Origin of the sequence: Mesorhizobium sp. M1A.F.Ca.IN.022.06.1.1 (genome assembly GCF_003952605.1) — a bacterium.
GTDB lineage: Bacteria > Pseudomonadota > Alphaproteobacteria > Rhizobiales > Rhizobiaceae > Mesorhizobium.
On record NZ_CP034455.1, the window covers coordinates 5,383,956 to 5,407,339 of the forward strand.

Genomic DNA, 23,384 nt, shown 5'->3' on the forward strand with positions numbered 1-23,384 from the left:
TGCGATGTTCAAGTAGTGCTTGAACTTGCGTCGTCGGCGACGCCGTCAAGCGTTACCGCAAAGACTCAACAACACACTTTTCTCGCCCGTTTTCGCGGAAAGTGAATCTCTCGGAATCATAGGTACTTGCCAGGGAATCAACTCTCTGATTCTCTGCTCTAAAGCGTTTCCTGATTTGAGTCGTTTGACGCGTTACCCGCGTTTTCCGTCTGGGGGGCAACCTGCCGGAAGACTCGGACTCAATGTGCGGAAATGTTGCGTGCGGAAATATTGGTTGCAGGCCCGGCGTGAAAGGGGAAGGCGGGATGAAGAAGAAGCATGTGGCTGTTCTCCTGGGGGATTTTCCTCGGAGCGGCCCGTGTCTCTGTCGTCGGGGAAGGCATGTGCGGATGCGCTCGAGAATGAAGGCTATCAGGTCACCCGCGTCGATGTTTCGCGCGATGTCGGGTCTGTGCTTGCCGAGCTCAAGCCCGATGTCGCCTTCAACGCCCTGCATGGCCCGTTCGGCGAGGACGGCACCATCCAGGGAATTCTCGAATATCTCGGAATTCCCTACACCCATTCGGGTGTGCTCGCTTCGGCGCTGGCCATGAACAAGGAGCAGGCCAAGAAGGTCGCCAAGGCGTCCGGCATTCCCGTCGCGGAATCGAAGGTGGTCAACCGCTTCTCCGTCCAGAACAAGCATCCGATGAAGCCGCCTTACGTGGTGAAGCCGGTCAATGAAGGCTCGAGCTTCGGCGTCGTCATCGTGCATGAGGGGCAGTCGCATCCGCCGCAAGTCATCGGCTCGTCCGAATGGAAGTATGGCGAGATCGTCATGGTCGAGCGCTACATCCACGGGCGCGAGTTGACCTGCGCGGTGATGGGTGACGTGGCGCTTGGGGTCTGTGAAATCATCCCGACCGGTCATTCCTTCTACGACTACGATTCAAAGTACGTCCCGGGTGGATCAAAACACGAAACCCCTGCAAAAATTTCACCGAATATTTACCAAAAAATACAGACACTGGCCCTCAAGGCTCATCTTGCTATCGGTTGCCGGGGCGTTTCCCGGTCGGACTTCCGTTACGACGACCGTCACTCCGAAAACGGCGAGGTTGTCTGGCTCGAGATCAACACCCAGCCGGGCATGACGCCGACGTCTCTGGTGCCTGAAATCGCCGCGCAAGCGGGGCATTCGTTCGGCGAATTGTTGAGTTGGATGGTGGAGGACGCTTCGTGTCTGCGTTGAGGTGGGGCCAGGGCAAGGGCCGCGGGACTGGGCCCGCGCTGTTCGGCGTGCCGCTATCGTTCGACAATTTCGTGTTGCCGCGCCAGCTGCGGCGGCCGGTGCGTTTGCTTGCCCGTCTCTGCGATGGCGAGTACGAGGCGCCGCGCTTCTCGGCTGCGATCCTCTCGGCTGCCTTGTTGGCTTCCGCCGGAGCCTACGGGGCCTATCTCGGCGGCTACGCCGACAGCATCGTGCAGGGCGTGACGGCCCGAACCGGTTTTGCCGTCGACCAGATCAAGGTCGTCGGCAATCGCCAGACTTCCGAGATCGATATCCTGGACCGCCTCGGCCTCGATGGCTGGACGTCGCTGATCGGCTTTGATGCCGAGGCTGCGCGCGAGCGCATCGCGACGTTGCCCTGGGTCGAGGTTGCGGCGGTGCGCAAGATCTATCCTCATACGCTCGAGGTCCGTGTCGAGGAGCGTGAGCCCTTCGCGCTCTGGCAGCAGGGCAATTCGCTTTCGGTCATCGAGCGGTCGGGCGAGGTGATCGCGCCGTTCTCGGGCGGCAAGCAGGCTTTGCTGCCGCTGATCATCGGCACGGGCGCGCCGGCCAAGGCACCGGATTTCCTCGAGAGGATCAAGCGCTATCCCGAGCTGGCGGCGCGGGTCAAAGGCTATATCCGTGTCGGCGAGCGGCGCTGGGATCTCAAGCTGGAGAACGGCATCACCGTGAAGCTGCCGGAAGACGGCGAGGATCAGGCGATCGCCGAGCTCGTCAAGCTTGACCATGATAACGGACTGTTGACGCGCGACATCGCTGCCGTCGACATGCGGTTGTCCGATCGCCTGGTCGTCGAGCTCTCGCCGGAAGCGGCGACGCAGCGCGAAGCCGCGCTCAGCGACAAGCCGAAGACCCTGACGAAACGCAAGCCGGAGACGAAGATATGAGCTGGCTTGGCGGCGGCGGTGATGCCTCTTCGCGCCGGTCGGGCACGCTGACTGTGCTCGATGTCGGCTCGAGCAAGGTCTGCTGCGTGGTGGCGAAGCTGAAGCCGCGCGAGGACGGCAAGCTGTTGCGCGGACGCTCGCATCGCATCCAGGTGATCGGCATCGGCCATCAGAAGTCGCAGGGAGTTAAGTCGGGCGTCGTGGTCGATCTCGACCGCGCCGAGCATGCCATCCGTCTCGCTGTCGACGCCGCCGAGCGCATGGCGGGGCTCACCGTCGATTCCCTTATCGTCAACATGACGGCCGGCCGGCTGAGGAGCAAGGCCTTTTCGGCAACCATCAATCTCGGCGGCCATCAGGTCGAGGAAGCCGACATCAAGCGCGTGCTCGCTGCCGGCGCCAAGCAGGCGCTGCGGGCCGAGCGAGAGGTGGTTCATTCGCTTCCCGTCGGCTTCTCGCTCGATGCCGAGCGCGGCGTGCGGGATCCCCGCGGTATGGTCGGGGAGACGCTGGGCGTCGATATGCATGTGCTGACCGGCGATGCTGCGCCGATGCGCAATCTCGAGCTTTGCATCAACCGCTCGCATCTGTCGGTCGAGCGCATGGTGGCGACGCCCTATGCCAGCGGTCTCGCGGCTTTGGTCGACGACGAGCTCGAAATGGGCGCGGCCTGCATCGATATGGGCGGCGGCACGACCACGATCTCGGTGTTCTCGGAAGGCAAGTTCGTGCATGGCGACGCCATCGCCATCGGCGGCAATCATGTGACGCTCGACATGGCCAAGGGGCTGTCGACTTCGCTCGACGCCGCCGAGCGGCTGAAGGTGATGCATGGCTCTGCGCTGCCGGGCAGTGCGGACGACCGCGACCTGGTTTCCATCCAGCCGATCGGCGAGGAGGGCGAGCTGCCGCTACAGATCCCGCGCTCGGTGATGACGCGGATCATCCGGGCGCGCATCGACGAGACGCTCGAGCTTTTGCGCGACCGGCTGAACAAATCGGGCTACGGCAACGCCGTCGGCAAACGGGTCGTCCTCACCGGCGGCGCCAGCCAACTGGCGGGCCTGCCGGAGGCGGCGCGCCGCATTCTTGGGCGCAACGTGCGCATCGGCCGGCCGCTCGGCGTGGCAGGCCTGCCGGAAGCGGCCAAGGGGCCGGCGTTTTCGACCCCGGTCGGGCTTCTGATCTATCCTCAAATGGCGAGCTTCGAGAGCCATTCGGCGAAAGGACTTTCCGGTTTCAGGATGACCGGAACGGGCGGAAAACTGCATCGCATGAGTCAGTGGTTGAGAGACAGTTTTTAATTTGACGGGGACAGCCCCCAAGGCGGCCGCAGCGGCGAGGCGGCGGGAAAGGCAAAGGACGGAGACTATGACCATCAATCTCAAGAAGCCGGACATCACCGAGCTTAAGCCACGCATCACCGTGTTCGGTGTCGGCGGCGGCGGCGGCAACGCGGTCAACAACATGATCACAGCCGGCTTGCGCGGCGTCGAGTTCGTGGTGGCCAACACCGACGCGCAGGCGCTGACGATGTCGAAGGCTGAGCGGCTGATTCAGCTCGGCGCGCATGTCACGGAAGGCCTCGGCGCCGGCTCGCAGCCGGAAGTCGGCCGCGCGGCGGCGGAAGAGTGCATCGACGAGATCATCGATCATCTGTCCAACACGCATATGTGCTTCGTTACCGCCGGCATGGGCGGCGGCACCGGCACGGGCGCTGCACCCGTCGTTGCCCGCGCGGCGCGCGAAAAGGGCATCCTCACCGTCGGCGTCGTCACCAAGCCGTTCCATTTCGAGGGCCAGCGCCGCATGAAGACGGCCGACATGGGCATCGAGGAACTGCAGAAATGCGTCGATACGCTCATCGTCATCCCCAACCAGAACCTGTTCCGGCTGGCCAACGACAAGACCACCTTCGCCGATGCCTTCGCCATGGCCGACCAGGTGCTCTACTCCGGCGTTGCCTGCATCACCGACCTGATGGTCAAGGAAGGCCTCATCAATCTCGACTTCGCCGACGTCCGCTCGGTGATGCGCGAGATGGGCAAGGCGATGATGGGCACCGGCGAGGCTTCGGGCGAGGGCCGCGCCATGGCCGCCGCCGAGGCGGCGATCGCCAACCCGCTGCTCGACGAGACCTCGATGAAGGGCGCCAAGGGCCTGCTGATCTCGATCACCGGCGGCCGCGACCTCACCCTGTTCGAGGTCGACGAAGCCGCGACCCGGATCCGCGAGGAGGTCGACCAGGACGCCAACATTATCCTCGGCGCCACCTTCGACGAGGAACTGGAAGGCGTGATCCGCGTCTCGGTGGTCGCTACCGGCATCGACAAGTCGGCGGCCGAAATCGCCGCGGCGCCAATCTCCATCCGCGCGCCGCAGAAGCCGGTCGCCCGTCCCGCGGCACCTGTTCAGGAAAGCCGTCCCGCACCGGTTCAGCAGCAGGCCTACGAGCCGCGCGCCGTCGATCCGGTTGCCGAGGCGATCCAGCTTGCAGAGGCGAACGCCGCCGCGATGGCACAGCCGCGCCCCACGCCGGTCGACGACTTCCGCCCGCAGAGCAAGATCTTCCAGGCTCCGCCGGCCCAGCCTCAGCCGCAGCCGATCGCCCAGCAGCCGGTCATGCAGCCCGCGCCGCAGCGCGAGATGCCGCAGCCTGTGGCTGCAGCGCCGCAGCGCATGCCGCGCGTCGAGGACTTTCCACCGGTCGTGAGGGCCGAGGTGGAGGCCAAGAGCCGCCCTGCGGATCATGAGAACAGCGGACCGATGGGGCTGATCAAGCGGCTGACCAACGGCCTGACCCGCCGCGAGGAAGAGCCGGCCCGGCTGCAGCCGGCGCAGCCGCGCGAGCCGAAACTGCGCCAGGCGGCACCGGAAATGCGCCGCCTCGCCAGCCAGGACCCGCAGCTCTATGCGCCGCGCCGCGGCCAGCTCGACGACCAGGGGCGCCTCACGCCTCAAAGCCGCACGGTGCAGGAAGACGACCAGCTGGAGATCCCGGCGTTCCTGCGTCGCCAGGCGAACTAATCGTTAAAGCGCGCCGCCTATGTGCGGCGCGCTTTAAGCAATGTTTGATAAAACCGCTGTGCACTTTCGGGCAGAACATACACTAACGATATATAACAGCTGTTAACAGGCAGGCGAGAGATCGTCTGTCTGTTGCCTTTAAAAGTTATAGAAAAACAACGCATTACGAGTGTTTTTTCGCTCACGGCAGCGGTTACACGGGGTAAGAAACCGTGATTTGGAGTCTCCCAGACGGGCCACTATCTTCGCGTCGGACTAAAGTCGGTTTGCCGGGATTCGGGGAGTTGGCCCTGCCTGCCGATACATCAGAGCCGCTGCCTTGCTCATTCGCCGCTTTTGCGCGCAGGCCAGATGATCCGTCGGGCCATAATGCCTAAGGCTGACAAGCGGACACAGGCGGTTTGGGCTTATGGGGTTTGTCTTGCACGACTATCAGACGACAGTTAAGGCGCGCGTGACGCTGACTGGCACCGGCGTCCACAGCGGCAAGCCCGTCACCGTTCATTTCCTGCCCGCCGACGCCGATACCGGCATCGTGTTCCACCTCGCGAATGGCGGCGAGTTCCGCGAGTTCCGCGCGCTGGTCTCCGAGGTCGGCGCCACCGACCTGTGCACCATGCTCGGCGATCCGGTCGGCCAGCATATCGGAACCGTCGAACATCTCATGGCGACGGTGTTCGGACTTGGCATCGACAATCTCATCATCGAGATCGACGGTCCGGAAGTTCCCATTCTCGACGGCAGCGCGGTGGCCTTTGTCGAAGCCTTCGACCAGGCGGGGATCGAGACGCTTTCGGTGAAGCGCCGCTATATCCGCGTGGTCAAGCCGATCCGCGTCGAAGCCGGTGCATCCTGGGCCGAGTTCCGTCCTTATGACGGCACGCGATTCGAGGTCGAGATCGACTTCGAGAGCCCGGCCATCGGCCGCCAGCTCTTCGCCTCCGACATCAACCCCGACATCTTCCGCCGCGACATCGCGCGGGCCCGCACCTTCGGCTTCATGAAGGATGTCGAGCGGCTGTGGGCCGCCGGCTACGCGCTCGGGTCGTCGCTGGAGAACTCGCTGGTCATCGGCGACGACAACGGCGTCATCAATGTCGGCGGACTGCGCTATCCGAACGAATTCGCCCGCCACAAGACGCTCGACGCCATGGGCGACCTGGCGCTTGCCGGCGCGCGCTTCATCGGCTGCTTCCGCTCCTATCGTGGCGGCCATCGGATGAACGCGGCGGCGCTGCGCCGCCTGCTTTCGGACCGTACGGCCTTCGAGATCGTCGAGACGCGGCGCCGCGAGCGCGGCCGGGTCGCCGAAATGATCGCCGTCAGCGGACCGGTCTACGCGCCCTGGGTCATCTGATTTTTAACGATTTTCTGGCTTTGTAGCGAAGCCGGTGTTGCGCAAATGCATCACAAACCCGTGAAATCGAGCGGCTTTGGGGACGGTCCCAAACCGCCACAAAAATGTGCGATTGGCCGGACATAGCGTTGCCGGGCAAGGGGATAATGGTTTATGGCTGCGGCCGGGACCGAAACGACGCCGAAAGGGCGGAATCCAAACATGTTTTTTTCGCGAGTTGGTCAATCGAAGGCGCCGTATCGGGCTGTTTTCCTGGCGTTTTCGTTGGTCGCCCCGTCGCTCATGCTGTCGGCCTGCATGTCCTCCGAAAAGGACGTCAATCTGGCGACCTATGTCGACCACACCGAACCCGCAGACGTTCTCTACAACCAGGGCCTCGCCAATCTGAATGCCGGCCGCCTCGATGAGGCGAGCAAGAAGTTCGACGCCGTCGACCGCCAGCATCCCTACTCGGAATTCGCCCGCAAATCGATGGTGATGGGCGCCTTCGCCGATTATCGCGCCGGCAACTATGACGAGGCGATCGGTTCCGCCAAACGTTACCTGACGCTCTATCCGTCAACCGACGATGCCGCCTATGCGCAGTACATCATCGGCTTGAGCTACTACCGGCAGATCAAGGACGTCACCCAGGACCAGAAGGAAGCGCGCCAGACGGTGCAGACCATGCAGGACCTGGTGACCCGCTGGCCGAATTCCGAGTATGTCGACGACGCCAAGGACAAGATCCGCTTTGCCACCGACCAGCTCGCCGGCAAAGAGATGCAGATCGGCCGCTACTATCTGGAACGCCGCGAATATATCGCCGCCGTCAAGCGCTTCCGCACCGTGGTCGAGAACTACTCCAACACGCGCCATGTCGAGGAGGCGCTCGCGCGACTGACCGAAGCCTACTACGCGATGGGCCTGACTTCGGAAGCGCAGACAGCCGCAGCGGTGCTCGGCCACAACTATCCGGACAGCCAGTGGTACAAGGATTCCTACAAGCTCCTGCAGAGCAACGGGCTTGAACCGCGCGAGAATGCCGGGTCGTGGATCTCCAAGGCCGGGAAGCTGATCACCGGCGCCTGACACTTCTGATGCTGTCCAGACTGTCGATCCGCGATATCGTCCTGATCGAGAAGCTGGACATCGACTTCTTGCCTGGGCTTTCGGTGCTGACCGGCGAGACCGGCGCCGGCAAATCCATCCTGCTCGATGCGCTGTCGCTGGCGCTTGGCGCGCGCGGCGACGCGTCGCTCGTCCGCCATGGCGCGGCGCAGGGCCAGGTCATCGCCGTGTTCGACGTGCCGCGCAACCACCCGGCGCGCGCGCTGCTTGCCGACAACGACATCGAGGATGATGGCGACATCATCCTGCGCCGCGTGCAGACCGCCGACGGCCGCACCCGCGTTTTCGTCAATGATCAGCCGTCCAGCGTGACCCTGATGCGCGACGTCGGCCGCGCGCTGGTCGAGATACACGGCCAGCATGACGAGCGGGCGCTCGTCGATCCCGGCGCCCACCGCGAATTGCTGGATAGTTTCGGCGGCCATCTCGGCGCCGTGCGCGGGACGGGCGAAGCCTGGCGCTATTGGCGGAACTGCGAACAGGAGCTTTCGCGGCACCGCGCCAAGGTCGAGGCGGCGGCGCGCGAGGCCGATTATCTCAGGGCCTCGGTCGCCGAGTTGGCGAAGCTCGATCCGCAGCCGGGCGAAGAGACCGAGCTTGCCGAATTACGCGCCCAGATGATGCGCGCCGAAAAGATCGCGTCCGAGATTCACGATGCGCAGGATGTGCTGTCGGGGCCGTCTTCGCCCCTGCCGCAGCTCGCCAGCCTGCTCAGGCGGCTGCAGCGCAAATCGGGTGAGGTGCCGGGCCTGCTCGACGATGTGGTCAAGTCGCTGGACGAGGCAATGATCTCGCTCGACGCGGCGCAGTCCGGCGTCCAGACAGCACTACGCGCCACCGAATACGATCCGCAGCGCCTGGAAAAGGCCGAAGAGCGGCTGTTCTCGCTGCGCGCGGCCTCACGCAAGCACAATGTCGCGGTCGACGATCTGGCGCAGCTGCGCGACACGATGGCGGCCGACCTTGCCGATCTCGATGCGGGCGAGGAACGCCTGCACGGGCTGCAGAAACAAGCAGCCGCCGCGCGCGAAGCTTACGACATAGCCGCGGCGCAGCTCTCTTCGCTGCGCCATGCGGCGGCGGCGGGCCTCACCAAGGCGGTGATGGCCGAACTGCCGGCCCTCAAGCTCGAACGGGCGGAGTTCATCGTCGAGATGGTGAGCGATGCCGATGGCCGCATGGAAGAAGGCATCGACCAGGTCGAGTTCTGGGTGCGCACCAATCCGGGCACACGGCCCGGGCCGATGATGAAGGTTGCGTCCGGCGGCGAGCTGTCGCGCTTCCTTCTGGCCCTGAAGGTGGCGCTTGCCGACCGCGGCTCGGCGCCGACCCTGGTCTTCGACGAGATCGACACCGGCGTCGGCGGCGCCGTGGCCGATGCCATCGGCCAGCGGCTGGCGAGGCTGTCGAAGCGGGTGCAGGTGCTTTCGGTCACGCATGCGCCGCAAGTGGCGGCGCGCGCTGCGACGCATTTTCTAATCTCGAAGTCCGGCGGCAAGGACCGTGTCGCCACCGGCATTGCCGAAATGGATCGCGCGGCGCGCCAGGAAGAGATCGCGCGCATGCTGGCCGGCGCCACCATCACCGATGAAGCGCGCGCCGCCGCTGAGCGGTTGCTGCGCGAGAACACGGCGGCAGCCTAGGCTTCTTGATTCCCCGGCTGGAATGCCGAGTCAGCAGGTGGCTGCATCCTGCTGTTCGGCAATGATTTTTGCGCAAGCCGACTCCTCCATACCGAATCCTGATTTATAGTGGCCCGCCACAATTCGAGGACCGCGCTTCATGTCTGAAAAACCAGTCGATTCGCTGAGCGAAAGCGAGGCCGCGGAGGAGCTGAAGCGGCTGGCGGCGGAGATCGCCGAGCACGACCGGCGCTACCATATGGAGGATGCGCCGACGATTTCGGACGCCGAATACGACGCACTGGCGCGGCGCAACCTTGCCATCGAGGGGCGCTTTCCCGATCTCGTTCGCGAGGATTCGCCGTCGCGTCGGGTCGGCGCGCCGCCGGCGGAAGGCTTCACCAAGGTGCGGCATGCCGTGCCGATGCTGAGCCTCGCCAAGGCCTATACCGACCAGGACGTGGCCGATTTCATCGAGCGTGGCCGGCGCTTCTTCGACCGCGACAAGGACCTCGATATCGCCTTCACGGCGGAGCCGAAGATCGACGGGCTATCGGCATCACTGCGCTACGAAAACGGCATCTTCGTGCAAGGCGCGACACGCGGCGACGGCGCGGTCGGCGAGGACATCACCGCCAATCTCAAGACCATCGCCGACATTCCGAAGAAGTTGCAGGGCTCGGGCTGGCCGGAGGTGATCGAAATCCGCGGCGAGGTCTACATGACCTACGCGGAGTTCGAGGCTTTGAAGCAGCGCTCGGCAGCTATCGGCGGCCAGGACTATGTCAATCCACGCAACACGGCGGCCGGGTCGCTGCGCCAGAAGGATCCAGCCGTCACCGCCAGCCGCAATCTGAAATTCTTCGCCTATGCCTGGGGCTACACGACGGCGGATCCCGCTCCGACCCAGTACGATTCCGTGCAGAAGTTCAAGGAATGGGGGTTCCAGGTCAGTCCGCTGATGGTGCGGGCGAGGTCGATCGACGAACTCATCGCGCACTACCATCGGATCGAGGAGCAGCGTTCTTCGCTGGGCTACGACATCGACGGCGTTGTCTACAAAGTCGACCAGCTCGAGCTGCAGCGCCGCTGGGGCTTTGTCACCGGCGAGCCGCGCTGGGCAGTTGCCCACAAATTCCCGGCCGAACAGGCGATGACGACGGTTGAGAAGATCGACATCCAGGTCGGCCGCACCGGCACGCTGGCGCCGGTGGCGCGGCTGGCGCCGGTGACGGTCGGCGGCGTGGTGGTGGAAAACGTCACGCTGCACAATGAGGATTATATCAAGGGTTTTGACAGCAACGGGCAGCCGATCCGCGACGGCATTGACGTTCGCATCGGCGACACGGTGGTGATCCAGCGGGCAGGGGACGTCATCCCGCAGATCGTCAGGGTCCTCATCGACAAGCGGCTGGCCGATGCGGTGCCGTATGAGTTCCCGCACACCTGCCCGGTCTGCGGCTCGCCGGCGACGCGCGAGATCAACGAGAAGACCGGCAAGGAGGATTCGCGGCGCCGCTGCACCGGCGAGCTGATCTGCGCAGCGCAGGCCGTGGAGGGGCTGCGCCACTTCGTGTCGCGCGGCGCGCTCGATATCGAGGGCCTCGGCGCCGAGAACATCGACCTGTTCTTCAATGCCGGGTTGGTGAAGACCGCCGCCGACATCTTTACGCTGAAGGACCGCCGGCCGGCCGTCACCAAGGCGTTGGCGGAGCGGCGTGAGGAGCAGGCCAGACTGCGCGAGGCCGCATCGGGCAAGACGCGCAAGAATGTGCGCAGCATCGAAGATCGCAACTACGAAGGCCTCGACAAACTGTTCGCAGCCATCGACGCGCGCCGCGAGCCGGAGCTCGACCGCTTCATCTTCGCGCTCGGCATCCGCCATATCGGCGAGACGACGGCGGCGGTGCTTGCCCGCCAGTTCTCGACCATCGAGGAACTGATCCGCGTCGGCAAGGAGACGGCGAAGGCGGAGGATCCGCATGACGTGTTCCCGTCGATCAACGGCATCGGCGACACCGTCATCAACGCCTTGCGCGACTTCTTCGGCAATGAGCGCAATGACGACGTGCTCGATGCGCTGCTGGCGCAAGTCCATCCCAAGCCCTATGTGGTCGAGATCTCGGCCGGCAGCGAGGTATCCGGGAAGACGGTGGTGTTCACCGGCACGCTGGAAAAGATGACGCGCTCCGAGGCCAAGGCGATGGCGGAGCGCCTGGGGGCGAAGGTCGCCGGCTCGGTTTCGGCCAAGACCGATCTGGTGGTGGCGGGTCCGGGCGCCGGCTCCAAGCTCAAGGTTGCGAGCGATCTCGGCATCGAGGTGATCGACGAGGACACCTGGCTGCAGCGCATCGGCAGGGGCGGCTGATGGCCGGAGCGTTCAAGGGTTTTGGCGAGAAGGCCATTCCGTTCCTCAAGGCGCTCGACTTCCACCAGAGCCGCGAATGGTTTCAGGAAAACCGCGGTCTCTACGAGAGTGAGCTGCACGAGCCGTTCTGCGATCTCGTCGAAGCGCTCAGCGAGCGTTTCGCGGCGGCGGGACTTGGCCTGCGCGGCGACCGCAAGAAGTCGCTGTTCCGCATCAATCGCGACGTTCGCTTCTCCAAGGACAAGCGCCCCTATAATCGGCACCTGTCGGCAATCCTGTCGCCAGACGGCACCAAGATGGAGCAGGGCGTGTTCTATGTGCATATCGGCCTCGAGCGCTGCTTTGCCGGCGTCGCCTGGTGGCAGCCCGGACCGGAGTTGCTGCAGGCGATGCGCAAGGCGATCGTGACGAAGCCGGCCGCCTTCCGCGCCATGGTTTCAGCGCTGAAAAAGACTGGGCTGGAGCTGGATAGGGAAGATTGCCTGAAGCGCGCGCCGCGCGGTTTCGAGGACGTCAGCGAAGCCGATCTCGCGCAAGCAGTCCGCAACCGCCATTTCGTGGTGCGGCATAATATTGATCCCGAAACCATCTGCATGGCGGCGCTAGTTGACGATCTCGTCGGCTTCACCTTGCGCGCCAAGCCGCTGCTCGATTGGGGCAGGGCGATCCAGGGTAAGGCTGCCTGAGCCGCTCAAAGCCCGGCAATCAGTTCCGCTGATCGTCGGCTCAAGCGAATTGGTGTGACAAGCGGGAAGCCGCTCCCTAAATCAAGCCGCTCAAGGGAGCAGTTGGATGTCGGCGGAAGCAATCTTGGAAAGCCGTGCGAGGAGCGATTTCTGGGACGGCGTGCGGATGTCGATGCCGGTCGTCGTCGCCTCCGCGCCGTTCGCGATCCTGTTCGGCGCGATTGCCGTGGACAACGGGTTTTCGGTCCTGGAAGCATTCCTCATGAGCGCGCTGATCTTCGGCGGCGCCAGCCAGATGGTCGGCATCGAATTGTTCGGCCAGCATGTCGCGCCCTGGCTGATCGTGCTCTCGATCTTCGCGGTGAATTTCCGTCACGTGCTCTATTCCGCCGGCATCGGCCGGCGCATGGCGCATTGGCCGCTGCTGCAGCAAGCGCTGGGCTATTTCATCCTGACCGATCCGCAATATGCCGTGGCCGAGGCGCGCGCGGCGTCCGGCCAATCGGTCGGGTTCGTCTGGTATCTCGGGCTCGGCCTGCCGGTCTATGTGTTCTGGGTGGCCGAAAGCGCGCTCGGCGCGGTCTTCGGCAAGATGATCCCGGATACCCATGCTCTGGGCATCGATTTCCTGCTGCCGATCTATTTCCTCGGCCTGGTTCTCGGCTTCCGCAAGCGGCCGCTGTGGCTGCCGGTGGTCGTCGCCAGCGCGGCCGCCTCGATCGTCGCCTACAAGACGGTCGGCTCGCCCTGGCATGTCTCGATCGGCGCCATTGCCGGCGTCCTTCTGGCGGTCATTCTGCCGCCGCATCATAGCGGCGTGGGGCAGCGCACATGAGCACGACCTTCTGGATCATCCTCGCCGGCGCCGTCGCCACCTATCTCACGCGCGTCGGCGGCCATCTCGTCATCTCGCGCTTCGAGACCGTCCACCCGCGTGTCGAGGCCGGCCTCAACGCCGTGCCGGCCGCTGTGCTGACGACACTTGTGGCACCTGCCGCGCTCGGCGCCGGACCGGCCGAATGGGCAGCGCTGATCGTCACCGCGCTGGTGTCGCTGCGCGGCGGCCTGATGGCGATGTTTTTGGCCGGTGCCGCGGTGCTGATTCTGGCCAGGCAGTTCGTCGGCTAGAAGTCAGATCTTGGCGTCGTGCGGCAGCGGCGCCGTGGCTTTCTCCAGCCAGGCCAGCGTCTCGCCGTCCACCATCGGACCGATCTCGGCCAGAACCCGCGCGTGATACTGGTCGAGCCAGTGCAGTTCGTCGCGGGTCAGCAGGTCACTGCGGATGAGGCGCTTGTCGATCGGCGCCAGCGTCAGCGTCTCGAAGCCGTGCATGGCGATGTCGCCGCCCTCGATCTGCTCGGCAGGCGTGACCAGGATCAGGTTCTCGATGCGAATGCCGTAGGAGCCTTCCTTGTAATAGCCCGGCTCATTGGACAGCATCATGCCGGCAAGCAGTTTTTCGGTGCCGGTGCGGGCGATGCGCTGCGGGCCCTCATGCACGGCGAGGTAAGAGCCGACGCCATGGCCGGTGCCGTGGGCGAAGTCGCAGCCATGCTTCCACAGGGCCACGCGGGCGACGGCATCGATTTCCGAACCGCGCGTGCCGGCCGGAAAGCGCAGCGTCGAGATGCCGATCATGCCCTTCAGCACCAGCGTGAAGCGCTCGCGCATCTCTTCGGTCGGCTGGCCGATCGGCACGGTGCGGGTGATGTCGGTGGTGCCGTCCTGGTATTGTCCGCCGGAATCGAGCAGGAACAGCTCGCAGCTTTGCAGCTTGCGGCTGGTGGCGCGGGAGACGCGGTAGTGCATGATGGCGCCGTTCGGGCCGGCGCCGGAAATCGTGTCGAAGGAGACGTCGCGCAGCGGCATCTGTGTTTCCTCGCCGGTCTGCCGCCGCACCTCCTCGAGTTTGGTCACGACGTCGATCTCGTCGAGCGTATCCGGTTGCTGCCGGTCGAGCCAGCAGAGCAGCTTGGCGACTGCGGCGCCGTCGCGACGATGCGCGGCGCGGCTGCCGGCGACCTCGGCGTGGTTCTTGGTGGCGCGCGGAATGCGAGCGGGGTCCGGCGCAGAGACAACGATGCCGCCATTGCCCTCGACCAGCATCTTGAGCTTTTCCGCCGCCAAAACGGGATCGAGCGCGATTTTTGCGCCGCCCTTGGCGAGGTTGGCGACCGCCGATTCGAATTCGCCTGGGTCGTGCGGATCGGCGAGCTGGGTGAGATAAGCCGCGACCTGGCGCGAAAATTTGCGCTGGTCCATAAAGAGTTGATGCTTGCCGTCGGCGGCAAGAATCGCGAAGCCGAGCGCCAGCGGCGTATGCGCCACGTCACCGCCGCGGATGTTGAAGGCCCAGGCGATGGAAGAAGGGTCGGTGAGCACGGCGTGCGTCGCGCCCTCCTTTTCGATCGCGCCCGCCAGCCGCGCCAGCTTGTCCTTGGCGAGCTCGCCGGCGAAGGCGATCGGATGGAGTTCCACGGGTGCGCGCGGCGGCTCGGGCTGATCTTCCCAGATGATATCGATCGGATTCTTCTCGAGCGGCACCAGTGTCGCGCCGGACTGCTCGGCCGAGGCTTTCAATGCCTTGATCTCGCCGATCGTGTGCAGCCACGGGTCGAAGCCGAGCCTGGCCCCTTTGCCGAGATTGTCCTTGATCCAGGAGGCCGGCGGATTGTCGACGAGGCTCTCGACGGTGAAGATCGAAAGATCGACCTCATTGCGCACCTGCAGCGTGTAGCGGCCGTCAACGAAGATGAAGGCGCGGTCGCGCAGGATGATGGCGACGCCGGCTGAGCCGGAAAAGCCGGTCAGCCATTTCAGCCGGGCCGACCGGTCGGCGACATATTCGCCCTGATGCTCGTCGGCGCGCGGCACCATGAAGCCGTCCAGCTTGTTCTCGGCCAGCCATTGGCGCAGCGTCGCCACGCGCGGCTTGCCGACAGCCGGATCGCCGGCGGAATCAAAGGTCTGGAACATTTTTCCGCATCTCCTCGAATGGCTCGCGCGACCGTAGCGCAAGGTCTTCGAAACCGGAATCGATTTCGACAGGGCCAGTCTTGAACGATCCGGTTTTCAGCGCTTGAGGTGGATGGTCACCCAGCCCTCGCGGTGCAAGGTGCGGACGTGGCGGAAGCTCTGGCCGACATAGGCCGAGATCACCGCATCGCGCTGACGGTCGAGAATGCCGGAGAGCACCAGCGAGCCGCCGAGCCTGATGTGCCTGGCCATCTCAGGCGCCAACCGCATCAGCGGGCGCGCCAGGATATTGGCGACGATGAGGTCGAAGGGCGCGCGCCTAGAGAAGATCGGATGGTGGAAGCCGGGCGCCGTCACCGTCTCGACAAGCGCCTTCACTCGGTTCAGTCGCGCATTGGTCGCAGCGACGCGAACGGCGACCGGATCGATGTCGGTCGCCAGCACCGGGATGTGCGCGAGCTTGGCCAGCGCTATCGCCAGCACGGCACTGCCGGTGCCGAGGTCGAGCGCGTTGCCGGGGCGTTCGCGCACCACCACCTGTTCCAGCAGTTCGAGGCAGCCGGCCGTGGTGCCGTGATGGCCGGTGCCGAAGGCAAGACCCGCCTCGATCTCAATGGCGAGGTCACCGCTGCGGCGCTTGTCGCGATCATGCGCGCCGTGGACAAAGAAACGCCCGGCGCGGACCGGTTTCAGTCCTTCGAGCGAGCGTGCAACCCAGTCGATGTCGGGGAGCGCCTCGCGCTCGACCTGCTTCGGCAGGCCCAGGTCCGCGAGTATGCCGTTGATCCGGACTGCGACGGCATCGACATCGCCATCGGCATAGAGCGACACTTCGTGGATGTCATTGGCCTCATCGACCTCCAGCAGCGCAAGCGGCAGGCCTTCGTCCTCGAAAGCTGCATCAAGCGCCGCGAAGATGCGGTCAGCCTCGGCCTTGCCCGCCGTGAAATGGAACCTGGTCTGCCCCATCAGGGCGACTCATGTTTGAGCGTGATCATTTCCGAGAACCGGTTCCACTTGTTGCTACGCAAACCTTCGGTTCGGGATCACGCCTGGCCGCCTGCTGCGAGCCGCTTCAGCTTCGCAATAGCCGTGTCGGCGCTTTCGCCATAGGAGATGGTGCCGGCGAACTCGCCCTTGGCGTTGAGGAGCAGCACGGAGGCCGTGTGGTCCATCGTGTAATCGCCGTCGCCGGTGTCGACCTTCTTCCAGTAGATGCCGAAGGCCTTGGCCATTGCATGCACCTTGTCCGGATCGCCGGTGATGCCGGTGATGCGGTCGGAGAAATTGCCGACGTAGGAATTGATGATCTGCGGCGTGTCCCGCTCCGGGTCGACCGTGACGAAGTAGGCGTTGAGGTTCTTGCCGCTGTCGCCCATCGTCTTCAGCCAGCCGGCCATTTCGAACAGCGTTGTCGGGCAGACTTCCGGACAATGAGTGAAGCCGAAGAAGACGACGCTTGGGTGGCCCCGGAACGCGGCCTCGGTGATCGGCGCGCTCTTCTGGTCGATCAGTGTGAACGGTGCGCCGTAGGGCTGGCCGCCATAATGGCCGCGATACCAGTCGAAAGTGAGCCAGCCGATGCCCGCCGCCATCAGGACGAGGATGCCGACCAGAATTGAGCGCATCATCAGAAACTATCCGTTGCGATCGTCGCGGCCCGGCGGATCCGGCGCGAGCCTGTTCGGCGACAGTCTTAGCGGTTTGGCGGCGCGCGCGCAAAGAGGTCGCGTTGCCGCAACCACGAGACCTGCCGCCTCCGTCGCGACAATCATCGAATGGCTTGCAAATGCCATTGTCCTGTCCCACCTGACATCGGCTAAACGCAAAACCCGAGGAGGCTTCCTTGCGAAAACTGATCGGCTTGATTGCCGCCTGCATTGCCCTCGGCGCCGGCGCAGCGATGGCGGACGAGGTCGGCAAGGTCGGCGTCGACTGGGTCGGCAACGACATCATGATCGATGCGATCAAGGATCCAAAGGTCGACGGCGTCACCTGCCACGTCGCCTATTTCGACCGCAGCATCATCGATCGGCTGCACAAGGGCAACTGGTTCGAGGATCCGTCGGACTCGTCGATCTCCTGCCGCCAGACCGGGCCGATCACCATCGGCGACATCGACATGAGCGAGCGCGGCGAAGAGGTGTTCAAGCAGGGCCTCAGCCTGATCTGGAAGAAACAGGTGGTGAACCGCATCTACGACAAGAAGAACGAGACGCTGATCTATCTCTCGCATTCGCGCCAGGTCCAGAACGGCTCGGCGAAGATGTCGGTCACGACCGTGCCGCTCTATGGCCAGAACGTCGTGTGGACCAAGGGCAAGCCGCAATTAGGCTCCGATCCGCCCGGATGATTGGTCCCGCTTGCCGGGGCAATCGCTCGGGCGTAAAGCCGCGCCATGGACCGTCCTGAACATCTCGTTGCGAAGGATCCCGAGCCGCGCATCCATCCGACCGCGGAGTTGAAGGGGTGCAAGCTTGGCCGCTATGCATCGATCGGCGAGCGGGTGATCCTGCGCGACGTGACGGTCGGCGATTTTTCCTATTTCGAGCGTCATTCGGAAGCGATCTACACGACGATCGGCAAGTTCTGCTCGATTGCCGCCAACAGCCGCATCAACGCGCTCGAGCATCCGATCGAGCGGCTGACCCAGCACAAAGTGAGCTACCGGCCCAACGAATATTTCCGCTGGCTTGGCGTCGACGCGGCATTTCGAGAGCGGCGGCAGGCAAAGCCGGTCAGCATCGGGCACGATGTCTGGATCGGCCATGGCGCCGTCATCATGCCAGGCATCACGATCGGCAATGGCGCCGTCATCGGTGCCAACGCGGCGGTGACGCATGACGTGCCGCCTTACGCTGTCGTCGCCGGCGTTCCGGCCAAACCCTTGCGCCAGCGCTTTAGCGCCGACGTGGCGGCGCGCATTGAAGACCTCGCCTGGTGGGACTGGACGCCGGAAAAACTCGCCAGGGCGATCCCGGACATGCAGTCGTTGCCGATCGAGGCCTTCCTCGATCGTTGGGAAAACGCCGCGACCTGAACCCGTGAAGCGCGCCCCTTCCGCCATGCGGGGGTGGCCCGGCGGAAGGGGCCGGAGGTAAGCCGCCGTGAAGCGGAACGAGCAGGCTTTTCGACCTGCACCGGCACCATGGCAACAACGCATAAGGTGTTTTTTCGTCGTCATGCGCCTCTCGCGTGTATGCGATTGCAGGCGGAAAATCGGGCCGGCGGGAACCGGAGAGGCCGGCCCTTGTTTCTCTCGAAATGCCGCGCTCTTGCGTTTTGTGAGGACTGGATGATCGAAAAGCTTTTCACCAAGGTTGCCAATTGGGTGGCTCACCTGGCCGGTATGCCTTTGACTTTTGCCGTCTGCGTTCTGATCGTGGTGATCTGGGCGGCGACTGGCCCGGTCTTCGGCTTCTCCGATACCTGGCAACTGGTGATCAACACGGGGACAACCATCATCACCTTCCTGATGGTGTTCCTGATCCAGAACACGCAGAACCGCGATGGCGCCGCAATCCAGACCAAGCTCGACGAGTTGATTCGCGTCAGCGAGGCCCACAACCATTTCATCGGCATCGAGCACCTGACGGAATCGGAGGTCGAGGAGATCCGCGCCAAATGCGAAGCGGCGGCAAAACGGCACGACCGCAAGATCGCCGAAACAGCGGCCAAGCAGGCTATGACGATAAAAAACGGTTCCGGGCGCGACCGCAAGATCGCTGAGGCGGCCGCCAAGAAGACCGTGCCAGGGAAGGCAAGCTCCAAGAAGAAGGCGCCGCCTGAACGGCCCGTCAGCGGTTCATAAAGGCGGCGAAAGCGTCCTTGTGATCCGGATGCCAGCGCGACAAAGCTGGGCGGTTTTCGATGATGTCGCCGATCGCCCAGGCCATGCGCTTTTCATCCATGGGCCGAGCGACCTCGTTGTCCGGGCAAAGGATGTAGAAGTCGTCCTGCTTGAGCGATGCCAGCATGAAATCGATCACCTGCTCGCCCGTCCAGGCGCCGGCCGGCTTCTCCGTGGCGCCCTCGGTCAGGCCGGTATAGGTGAAGCCGGGGATGAGCAAATGCGCGGAAAGCTTCGCTCCAGGCTCGTTGCGCAACGCATGGGCCAGGCCCTCGGTGAAGGTCTTCACGCCCGCCTTGGAGACGTTGTAGGCGAGATTGCCGGGCGGCGTGGTGATGCCTTGCTTGGATCCGGTGTTGATGATCAGGCCGGGCTCGCCCGCGGCCAGCATGCGCGGCGCAAAGGCCTCGACACCATGCACGACGCCCCAGAAATTGATGTCCAGCAGCCGCTTCCAGGCATCACGGCTTTCCCACGGCTTGCCGGGATTGTTGCCGACGCCGGCATTGTTCATCAGCACCGAAACCGCACCGAACGCACCGTAGGCGAGGTCCGCGAGCCGGTCGACTTCGTCGGCCTTGGAGACGTCGGTGGGGATAGGGAGAACGGCATCGTCCCCGGCAATGACGGCGACCGCCTGCCGGGCCTGGTCGAGGCGCACGCCGCCTATGTCGGCAAGCACGGTCTTCATGCCCATGGCCGCGAAGCGCTTCGCGGCGGCCAGGCCTATGCCGCTGGCGCCACCGGTGACGACGGCGACATTGCCGGAGGCGAAAGCGGGCAGGGCGGTCTGGATTTCGGCGTCGCTGGTCATGGTTGATGTCCTTATTCCGGTCGAGCCGAACTTAACGCCGGTCAGGGCCGAGGCAAGCCTTGATCGCTGCAATCATCGACGGCGGTAGCGGCAATGGGTTGACCGCAGCAGCTTGCCCCGCGCATGCTGCCAGAAAAGGAGTTCGGCATTGACCGATTGGATCGGAATCCTGAAGGAGCAGACCGCCACCGGCGAACAGATGGGCCGGGATGTGCCGAAGATGCTCGCCAACCCCGATATCAGCGAGGCGCAGGTCAAGACCCTGTTTTCGGCACTGGAGCAACAGGCCGACTTCGCGGAAAAGCTGCGCCTGGCGCTGGAGAAGTTCGGCCATGACTTTCCCGTCATCAAGGGCGCAGAGCGGCTGGAAGAGCGCTATGCCGACCTTGCCGCCTCGGCGGCAGAAAAACTGAAAGCGATGCGGCAGTAAGAAGCCGCTATCTTTCCACGAGACGCTCGAACCGCCTGTCCGGCGTAAACCAGGTAATCGCAACTAGTTTGCGGCGAGACTGTTCCCCGACAGGCCGGGCAGGGTAACCCGATAGACCAGGAAGGTGGTGTCGACATCGGCGCCATCCTCGGCCTTGTACGGGGCACCGACCTGGAAGCCGTCCTGGGTGAGAAAGTCGTTGTCGTTGGCGACGAACAGGAAATAGTCGTCAGGCAGCTTCGGGTCCAGCACGCTCACCAGCGACATCGCCTCCCACTTCTCCGAGAGGTTGTTCCTGTCGTTCGGCGCGCCGTTGTGCAGGCCGAAACGGCCGAGTTCGCCCTTGTCGTTGATGTCGATGAACGAGGTGAGCTTGGCCGGCGTCACCGACGGATCGAGCACGCCTTTCGGCGCAACCGGCTTGTCGGCGGCGTCGAATGGGCCGTTGGCGATATCGGTGGCCGCGGACAGGTCGACGATCTCGATCTTGCGGTAGACCGACTCGGCGTCCTTCAGCCCCTGGCCGTTGCCGCTGTCGCGTGCCAGCATCAAAAAGCTCTTGTCGGACAGCGCCACGATCTCGCTCTGCGCAGCCACTTTGATCTTGCCCTTGGCGTCCTTGAACACCGGCAGCGGTACGACATATTCGTGCGCCAGCTTGAGGTGGGCGAGGTCGGAGGCGTCATAGACCAGCGCGCGGGTGTTCCGGCGGGTCGAGCCGGAATCGCCGCCATCCTGGCGCGGCGCCGACTGCAGCACGGCGATCAGGAACTTGCCGTCCGGCGTCATCGACATGCCTTCGAGGCCTTGATTGTTCTGGCGGCCAGTCTCGGGATCCTTGGGATCCGGCTCGGCGGCACCCGGACCAGGATTGTCGGAAGCGAAGTTCGGCTTGCCATGGCGTATCGGCACCAGGGCCGCCGGCGGCTGCGTCGCCGACATCAGGCGGCCGTCGGCCGAAAAGCGATAGATGTTGGGGCCATATTCGTCGGAAATGAACATGGTGCCGTCGGGCAGGCGCACGACCGCCTCGTCGTCGAGCGAAAGCTTGCCATTGTCGGCCTGCGGCAGGATCGGCATGTCGCCGGCAGCGGGGCGCACGCCGTTGAGCGGATCGAGGCCGGTGGCGTCGGCGCCCTTGTCGTCCGTCAGGAGCATGGTGTCGACGAGCGTTGCCTTGACGCCCGACTGTTCCTGGCCGGCGGCGGGCGCCGCGCCCGGAGGGGTCGGGGTCAGCTCGATTGCAATGGTGTTCAAGCGGGGCCGGTAGTCGGTGGTGCCGGCGACGTTGTAGCCGCGGTCCGGCAGCAGCCAGAGCGAGCCTTTGTAGCCGGCGCCGTCACGCGCCCAGCTCTTGGCGTCGATTGCCATGCCGGAGCCCGAACCAAAGGTCTCGCCGAACTTGTCCTTCTGGCTGGCGGGGATGCGGCCAACGCCGATCAGCCCCTTGTTGACATGGCCAACACCCTCGGCGAGCGCAGGGCTCAGCACGGTGAACAGGGCTATTGCCGCGCCAAGCGCGACAGTTCGGTTGAGGTGCTTCATGATGTCCCCATGTGACGAGCAGAGCCGGAATGGCGTCACATCGGGTCTAGGACGCGAACATGATACTTGCGTGACAGGAGTGGGGCTCCTTCCTTCTCCCCATGTGGGAGAAGGTGGATCGGCGCGCAGCGCCGAGACGGATGAGGGGTGTTCCAGCGGAGCGAGACGTTGGCTTTCCTGGAGCACCCTCATCCGTCGCCTTCGGCGTCTCCTTCTCCCGCAATGGGAGAAGGAGAGGTGCTCAATCGCTCTCGCGCGCGACGAGCTCCAGCGGCCAGACTTCGCGGATCGTGCGTGGCCCCTCCGGACCGGCATGGGCCGGGAGTGACGCCAGCAGCATCTCGGCCAGCCGCCGGCCCATCGGCTCCAGCGCCGGACGGAAGGCGGTCAGCGTCGGCGAGAAGTAGCGGCAGAGCGGCGTGTCGACGATGACGATCACCGCGATGTCGTGGCCGGGCCTGATGCCCATCTCGGCCAGTGCCTTGCAGCCGCCGAGCGCCATCGCGTCATTGTTGAAGATGATGGCTGTCGGCCGGTCCTTGGAGAGCATGACACGCGGCGTCACCTGGTAGCCGCCGGTCTCGTTGATGAAGCCGTCGGCGATCAGGCCGGGGTCGACTTCGATGCCGTGCCGCTTCAGAGCCTTGCGGTAGCCGTCGAGGAACAGGTAGCCGAAGTTGAGATCAAGCGAAGGGCGGATGGCAGCTATGCGGCGGTGGCCGCGCGCAACCAGCCGGTCGACGGCTTCATCACCCGCCCTCTCGAAATCGATATCGAGCGAAGGATAGGTGTCGCCGCCGGATTGACTTCGGCCAAGCGTGGCGAAGGGAAAGCCGGCCTTGCTCAGATAGTCGATCCGATCGTCTTCCCGCCGTGTATTGGCCAACACGACCGCGTCGGCCCGGCGCGTCTCAACCACGCGGCGCAGCCTCTCCTGCTGATATTGGCCGGGCTCGCCCATGACGACCATCAGATCCAGCTCATGCTCGGCGAGCCGCGCCTGCAGGCCGGTCAGGAATGGAATGAAGAACGGCTCGCCATATTGCTGGTCGCCGGGATGCGGTTGCAGCATGAAGGCGATCGAGCGGGTGGCGCCCTGGCGCAGGCTGCGGCCCGACTGGTTGGGCGAATAGTTCAGCTTCCTGGCCGCCTCGAGCACGCGCTGGCGCGTCTCCGCATTGACGTCGGCGCGGCCGTTCAGCGCGCGCGACACGGTGCCGATCGAAATGTTCAGGTGACGCGCGAGATCGTGGATGCTGGACGCCAAGGCAGGTTCTCCCCCTGACTTCGCTAGCACCGGCCGTCCTTCAGGCCAAGCAGTGGATGTCGATTTTCGCGAGCAGGTGATTGACATTCTACGCCATCGGGTGTGTTCTCGTAAACGTTTACGGAAAAACGTTTACGGTGAAGCCGGAAATGCCGTGACACTCGGCCTGGAG

At 64.4% G+C, this 23,384-nt stretch carries 19 protein-coding genes and 2 pseudogenes; 15 read left to right on the plus strand and 6 right to left on the minus strand.

Going from position 1 to position 23,384, the window contains the following annotated elements; genetic code table 11:
- The first annotated feature begins 305 nt into the window (after window positions 1–305).
- The 11 genes and pseudogenes from EJ078_RS25570 to EJ078_RS25620 all read left to right on the plus strand — a co-directional run bounded on the left by EJ078_RS25570 (window position 306) and on the right by EJ078_RS25620 (window position 13,458).
- A pseudogene (locus tag EJ078_RS25570) lies at window positions 306–1,231 on the plus strand (D-alanine--D-alanine ligase).
- A complete protein-coding gene (locus EJ078_RS25575) occupies window positions 1,219–2,160 on the plus strand; it encodes a cell division protein FtsQ/DivIB (RefSeq protein ID WP_095828963.1) in 942 nt (313 codons plus the stop codon). Before EJ078_RS25570 ends, EJ078_RS25575 begins: the two are co-directional and overlap by 13 nt.
- Entirely contained in the window at window positions 2,157–3,464 is a 1,308-nt protein-coding gene (gene ftsA, locus EJ078_RS25580; RefSeq protein ID WP_208720927.1) for a cell division protein FtsA, read from the plus strand. The genes EJ078_RS25575 and ftsA overlap by 4 nt, the downstream gene beginning before the upstream one ends.
- Before the next feature lie 67 nt (window positions 3,465–3,531).
- A complete protein-coding gene (ftsZ, locus tag EJ078_RS25585; protein ID WP_127403693.1) occupies window positions 3,532–5,187 on the plus strand; it encodes a cell division protein FtsZ in 1,656 nt (551 codons plus the stop codon).
- 409 nt (window positions 5,188–5,596) lie between these two features.
- A complete protein-coding gene (gene lpxC / locus EJ078_RS25590; protein WP_127216229.1) occupies window positions 5,597–6,544 on the plus strand; it encodes a UDP-3-O-acyl-N-acetylglucosamine deacetylase in 948 nt (315 codons plus the stop codon).
- A 201-nt stretch (window positions 6,545–6,745) separates the two neighbouring features.
- Window positions 6,746–7,615: an outer membrane protein assembly factor BamD gene (locus EJ078_RS25595; RefSeq protein WP_066990991.1), complete on the plus strand. Its 870-nt coding sequence runs from the start codon at window positions 6,746–6,748 to the stop codon at window positions 7,613–7,615.
- 8 nt (window positions 7,616–7,623) lie between these two features.
- A complete protein-coding gene (recN, locus tag EJ078_RS25600; RefSeq protein ID WP_127216228.1) occupies window positions 7,624–9,297 on the plus strand; it encodes a DNA repair protein RecN in 1,674 nt (557 codons plus the stop codon).
- A 139-nt stretch (window positions 9,298–9,436) separates the two neighbouring features.
- Window positions 9,437–11,644, plus strand: a complete 2,208-nt coding sequence (gene ligA, locus EJ078_RS25605) for an NAD-dependent DNA ligase LigA (protein ID WP_127216227.1) — start codon at window positions 9,437–9,439, stop codon at window positions 11,642–11,644.
- A complete protein-coding gene (locus EJ078_RS25610; RefSeq protein WP_067329064.1) occupies window positions 11,644–12,330 on the plus strand; it encodes a TIGR02453 family protein in 687 nt (228 codons plus the stop codon). Before ligA ends, EJ078_RS25610 begins: the two co-directional genes overlap by 1 nt.
- Before the next feature lie 106 nt (window positions 12,331–12,436).
- Window positions 12,437–13,165, plus strand: a complete 729-nt coding sequence (locus EJ078_RS25615) for an AzlC family ABC transporter permease (RefSeq protein ID WP_127216226.1) — start codon at window positions 12,437–12,439, stop codon at window positions 13,163–13,165.
- Complete coding sequence (locus tag EJ078_RS25620; RefSeq protein WP_067329066.1) at window positions 13,162–13,458, plus strand: AzlD family protein; 297 nt, start codon at window positions 13,162–13,164, stop codon at window positions 13,456–13,458. The genes EJ078_RS25615 and EJ078_RS25620 overlap by 4 nt, the downstream gene beginning before the upstream one ends.
- Before the next feature lie 3 nt (window positions 13,459–13,461).
- Here EJ078_RS25620 and EJ078_RS25625 read toward each other — a convergent pair whose 3' ends face one another.
- From EJ078_RS25625 to EJ078_RS25635, 3 genes are all read right to left on the minus strand, one after another.
- The gene (locus EJ078_RS25625) at window positions 13,462–15,306 is read right to left on the minus strand and encodes an aminopeptidase P family protein (RefSeq protein ID WP_127403692.1); all 1,845 of its coding nucleotides are present in this window, start codon (window positions 15,304–15,306) and stop codon (window positions 13,462–13,464) included.
- 96 nt (window positions 15,307–15,402) lie between these two features.
- A complete protein-coding gene (locus EJ078_RS25630; RefSeq protein WP_127215475.1) occupies window positions 15,403–16,275 on the minus strand; it encodes a 50S ribosomal protein L11 methyltransferase in 873 nt (290 codons plus the stop codon).
- A gap of 77 nt (window positions 16,276–16,352) precedes the next feature.
- Window positions 16,353–16,937 (minus strand): SCO family protein, encoded by a 585-nt coding sequence (locus EJ078_RS25635; RefSeq protein WP_127215476.1) that lies wholly within the window; start codon window positions 16,935–16,937, stop codon window positions 16,353–16,355.
- A 272-nt stretch (window positions 16,938–17,209) separates the two neighbouring features.
- On the opposite strand from EJ078_RS25635, the gene EJ078_RS25640 reads away from it, so the two are divergent.
- The 3 genes and pseudogenes from EJ078_RS25640 to EJ078_RS25650 all read left to right on the plus strand — a co-directional run.
- On the plus strand, window positions 17,210–17,659 hold the full coding sequence (locus EJ078_RS25640; protein ID WP_082980332.1) for a CreA family protein: 450 nt from the start codon (window positions 17,210–17,212) through the stop codon (window positions 17,657–17,659).
- A 45-nt stretch (window positions 17,660–17,704) separates the two neighbouring features.
- Window positions 17,705–18,346, plus strand: coding sequence for a DapH/DapD/GlmU-related protein (locus tag EJ078_RS25645; RefSeq protein ID WP_127215477.1), 642 nt, complete (start codon window positions 17,705–17,707; stop codon window positions 18,344–18,346).
- A gap of 255 nt (window positions 18,347–18,601) precedes the next feature.
- Window positions 18,602–18,994: pseudogene (locus tag EJ078_RS25650) on the plus strand (low affinity iron permease family protein); the annotation flags it as partial.
- 109 nt (window positions 18,995–19,103) lie between these two features.
- Here the strand turns inward: EJ078_RS25650 and EJ078_RS25655 are convergent.
- Window positions 19,104–19,970: an SDR family NAD(P)-dependent oxidoreductase gene (locus EJ078_RS25655; protein WP_127215478.1), complete on the minus strand. Its 867-nt coding sequence runs from the start codon at window positions 19,968–19,970 to the stop codon at window positions 19,104–19,106.
- A gap of 148 nt (window positions 19,971–20,118) precedes the next feature.
- Between EJ078_RS25655 and EJ078_RS25660 the strand changes: the two genes are divergently transcribed.
- Window positions 20,119–20,400: a hypothetical protein gene (locus tag EJ078_RS25660; protein ID WP_208720929.1), complete on the plus strand. Its 282-nt coding sequence runs from the start codon at window positions 20,119–20,121 to the stop codon at window positions 20,398–20,400.
- A 63-nt stretch (window positions 20,401–20,463) separates the two neighbouring features.
- On the opposite strand, the gene EJ078_RS25665 is transcribed toward EJ078_RS25660, so the two are convergent.
- Both EJ078_RS25665 and EJ078_RS25670 read right to left on the minus strand, forming a co-directional pair.
- Window positions 20,464–21,945 (minus strand): esterase-like activity of phytase family protein, encoded by a 1,482-nt coding sequence (locus tag EJ078_RS25665; RefSeq protein WP_127215479.1) that lies wholly within the window; start codon window positions 21,943–21,945, stop codon window positions 20,464–20,466.
- Between the two features lie 241 nt (window positions 21,946–22,186).
- Window positions 22,187–23,212: a LacI family DNA-binding transcriptional regulator gene (locus EJ078_RS25670; RefSeq protein WP_095783804.1), complete on the minus strand. Its 1,026-nt coding sequence runs from the start codon at window positions 23,210–23,212 to the stop codon at window positions 22,187–22,189.
- Between the last annotated feature and the right edge of the window lie 172 nt (window positions 23,213–23,384).